This is a genomic window from Sphingomonas albertensis (genome assembly GCF_014358075.1).
GTDB classification, from domain to species: Bacteria; Pseudomonadota; Alphaproteobacteria; order Sphingomonadales; family Sphingomonadaceae; genus Sphingomonas; species Sphingomonas albertensis.
Map to the genome: position 1 here is coordinate 1 of NZ_JACONT010000079.1, position 3,799 is coordinate 3,799.

The 3,799-nt window shown below is 65.8% G+C and carries 3 protein-coding genes; all 3 read right to left on the reverse strand.

Features of this window, described 5'->3' with window-relative positions; translation table 11 throughout:
• Window positions 1–100 precede the first annotated feature (100 nt).
• The 3 genes from H8S47_RS18600 to H8S47_RS18610 all read right to left on the reverse strand — a co-directional run bounded on the left by H8S47_RS18600 (window position 101) and on the right by H8S47_RS18610 (window position 3,616).
• A complete protein-coding gene (locus H8S47_RS18600) occupies window positions 101–451 on the reverse strand; it encodes a DUF952 domain-containing protein (protein WP_187505255.1) in 351 nt (116 codons plus the stop codon).
• On the reverse strand, window positions 448–3,213 hold the full coding sequence (gene gyrA / locus H8S47_RS18605; protein WP_187505256.1) for a DNA gyrase subunit A: 2,766 nt from the start codon (window positions 3,211–3,213) through the stop codon (window positions 448–450). Before gyrA ends, H8S47_RS18600 begins: the two co-directional genes overlap by 4 nt.
• 121 nt (window positions 3,214–3,334) lie before the next feature.
• Complete coding sequence (locus H8S47_RS18610; protein WP_187505257.1) at window positions 3,335–3,616, reverse strand: hypothetical protein; 282 nt, start codon at window positions 3,614–3,616, stop codon at window positions 3,335–3,337.
• Window positions 3,617–3,799 lie beyond the last annotated feature (183 nt).

The following is a 3,799-nucleotide window of genomic DNA, read 5'->3' on the forward strand; positions in this document are numbered from 1 at the left end:
GTGTTAACTCAACCACTTCTTATGCTCAATTGTTCTCCCGCGAAGGCGGGGATCCAGTCTGGGCTCCCGCCTTCGCGGGAGAACACGCTTTGGGCCAGCTTTACCCCGCAACAGGGAGCTTCACCTTGCCCGCGTCGTCGCGTTCCAGGGGGCCGTAGGACAGTACGACCTCTAACAACAACGGGCCCCCATAGATGTGAGGGAACAGCTGTCCCCCGCGCGACTCTTCCCACTTCACCTCGTCGCCGAGGGCTTCGAGATCGATCGCCGCGACGTGAAGGTCCGACTGGCCGGCGAAATGCTTGTCGACAGTCTCGGTCAGCTGCTCGGCGGTCGACAGGTGGATATAGCCATCGGCCAGATCCACCGGTGCTCCCGCAAAGCTCCCGCTTTCCAGGGTCGCCAACTGCTCGCCCGTCAGCACCTTATAGGCGATCGGATCGCGGCTCATTCGCCGTCCTCCGGGCCCGCGGCCGTGTCTTCGCCGATCGTCGCGCCGGTATCGGGTGCGATCTCCGGGGTCGCGTCGGCCAGGTTGACCTCGGCGTCTTCCTCGGTTTCCTCGATCCGTGCGGCCGAGACGACGTGCTCGCCCTTGGCCACGTCGAACAGCTTCACGCCGGCCGAGTTGCGGCTGATGACGCGGAGCGACGCCAGCGTCGTGCGGATCAGCTTGGCCTGGTTGGTGACCAGCATCAGCTGATGGCCCTTCGCCGCCGCGAAGCTCGCCACGACCGGGCCGTTGCGCGCGATGTTGTCGATGTTGGTGATACCCTGACCACCGCGACCGGTACGACGATAGTCATACGCGCTCGACAGCTTGCCATAGCCGTTCTCGCAGACCGTGAGGATGAACTGCTCGCGGTCCTTGAGATCGTTGTAGCGCTCGTCGCCCATCCCGTGATCGCCCTCGCGCTCGCCCTTCCAGGGCGCGAATTTGAGGTACGTCTCGCGCTCGTCGGGCGTCGCGCCGACCCGGTGCAGAACCGACAGCGAGATGACCTCGTCGTCGCCCTTCAGCGTCACGCCGCGCACGCCGGTCGACGTCCGGCTCTGGAACTCGCGAACGTCGTCGCCAGCGAAGCGGATCGCCTTGCCCAGCTTGGTCGCGAGCAGCACGTCGTCATGCTCGCTGAGCAGCGCGACGCCGATCAGCTTGTCCTCCGAACCCTCTTCGAAGCGCATCGCGATCTTGCCGTTCGACGGCACGTTGGTGAACGCATCCATCGCGTTGCGGCGGACGAGCCCGCGCTGCGTCGCGAACATCACGTGCAGGCGGCTCCACTCGCTCAGATCCTCCGGCAGCGGGAGCACGGTCGAGATCGTCTCGCCCGGCGCCAGCGGCAGCAGGTTGATCATCGGCCGACCGCGCGTGGCGGGGCCACCCTCGGGCAGGCGCCAAACCTTGTAGCGATAGACCTTGCCGAGGTTCGAGAAGAACAGCACCGGGGTGTGCGTCGAGGTGACGAACAGCTCCGTGACGACGTCCTCGTCCTTCGTCGACATGCCCGCGCGCCCCTTGCCGCCACGCGCCTGCGCGCGGAACGTGTCGAGGCTGGTGCGCTTGATATAGCCCTGCATGGTCACGGTGACGACCATGTCCTCGCGCTCGATCAGGTCCTCGTCGTCGATGCCGTTGGCGGCGGCGGCGATCTCGGAGCGGCGCGGCGTGGCGAATTCGTCGCGGATCGCGATCAGCTCGCCGCGCATCACTTCGTACAGCTTCGCGCGGTCGCCGAGGATGTGGAGCAGCTCGCCGATCGTCGCGGCCAGCGCCTTCAGCTCGTCGCCGATCTCGTCGCGGCCGAGCAAGGTGAGGCGGTGCAGGCGGAGATCGAGGATCGCGCGGACCTGCGGCTCGGACAGTTTGTAGATGCCGTCGGCCTGCTTGTCCTCGACCGCCTCGACCAGCGCGATGTACGGCGCGATCTCCTCGACCGGCCACTCGCGTGCGAGCAGCTTGCCGCGTGCTTCGGCGGGGCTCGACGACCCGCGGATGATCTTGACGACTTCGTCGAGGTTGGTGACCGCGATGACGAGGCCGAGCAACAGGTGTGCGCGCTCTCTAGCCTTGGCGAGTTCGAACTTCGAGCGGCGGGTGATGACCTGCTCGCGGAAGGTGATGAACGCGCCGATGATGTCGCGCAGGTTGAGCAGTTCGGGACGGCCGCCGCGGATCGCCAGCATGTTGGCGGGGAAGCTCGACTGCGCGGGCGTGTGTCGCCAGAGCTGGTTGAGCACCACGTCGACGGTCGCGTCGCGCTTCAGGTCGATGACGATGCGGACGCCCATCCGGCTCGATTCGTCGCGGATGTCGCTGACGCCTTCGATCCGCTTGTCCTTGGCGGCTTCGGCGATCTTCTCGACCAGGCCGTTCTTGCCAGTCTGGAACGGGATTTCGGTGAGCACGATCGAGCGACGGTCGCCCTTGCCCTCCTCGACGATGTGCCGCGAGCGGACGATGATCGAGCCGCGGCCGGTCTCATAGGCCGACTTGGCGCCCGCGCGGCCGAGGATGATTGCGCCGGTCGGGAAGTCGGGACCGGGGACGATCTCGAACAGTTCCTCGGTCGTGATCGCGCCATTGTCCATGTAGGCGAGGCACGCGGCGATGACTTCGCCGAGATTGTGCGGCGGGATGTTGGTCGCCATGCCGACCGCGATGCCGCCCGCGCCATTGACCAGCAGGTTCGGGAAGCGCGCCGGCAACACCGAAGGCTCGCGCTCGGAGCCGTCATAGTTGGGCGTGAAGTCGACCGTGTCCTTGTCGAGATCGCCGAGCAGCGCGTTCGCGACCTTGCCGAGACGCGCCTCGGTGTAGCGCATTGCCGCGGGTGGATCGGGATCCATCGAGCCGAAGTTGCCCTGGCCGTCGATCAGCGGCACGCGCATCGACCAGTCCTGGGTCATGCGGGCCAATGCGTCGTAGATCGAGCTGTCGCCGTGCGGATGGTATTTACCCATCACGTCACCGACGATGCGCGCGGACTTGCGGTAGGGCTTGCCGGCGACGAAGCCGCTTTCGTGTGCGCCGTACAGGATGCGGCGGTGGACGGGCTTCAGGCCGTCGCGGACGTCGGGCAACGCGCGCGCGACGATGACGCTCATCGCATAGTCGAGATAGCTCGACTTCATCTCGTCGACGATCGAGATCGTGGCGATGCCGGCGGGCTCGCCGCCGGTGGGTTCGGCGAGTGTGGTCTCGTCGGTCAAATCTGAACGCTTTCGGCTTGTGTCGGTATGATGACAGACCTTAGCCGAGGGGCCGGCGCCTTACCACCCCCGCGCACGCGTACGCACGCGAGGGCTGGTGGTTTCATCGATAATTGGAGGGTTATTTGCAGGCGGTCTTGGTCTTGTTGCCGGCGAGCGAGCAATCGTACGTGACGGTCTTGCCGTTCGCGAGCTTGGCGGTGACCATGCGGCCTTTCCTGACGGTCGTGGTGCGTTTGGCGACCTTGGTGTTGCCCATTGGCGTAGTGGTCTTGGTCGTGGTCGTGTGTGTCGCGACGGTCTTCGGCTGGACGCTGGTCTGCGCCTGGGTCGCGGCGACGGCTGCGGTGCCGGACAGCAGCGTAGCGCCGGCGAGGATCGCGAGGGGGAGGGACTTCTTCATGCGGGTATCCTCTCGTTTCGGCCTTGGTGGACGATGCGGAGAGACTGCGCCGGGGGACCTGAACGGAAAATGGCAGAAGGGTGAAATCGGCGTCATGAGCGCGACTGCTTCTCACCCCTCCCTGGAAGGGAGGGGCAGGGGGTGGGTCGGTTTCCGCATTGACTAGCAGTCGTGGTTTACAAC

What these genes read in the sequence shown, in the direction of transcription:
- H8S47_RS18600 (WP_187505255.1), bottom strand. Translation starts at nt 451, where the DNA reads ATGAGCCGCGATCCGATCGCCTATAAGGTGCTGACGGGCGAGCAGTTG.
- H8S47_RS18610 (WP_187505257.1), bottom strand. Translation starts at nt 3,616, where the DNA reads ATGAAGAAGTCCCTCCCCCTCGCGATCCTCGCCGGCGCTACGCTGCTG.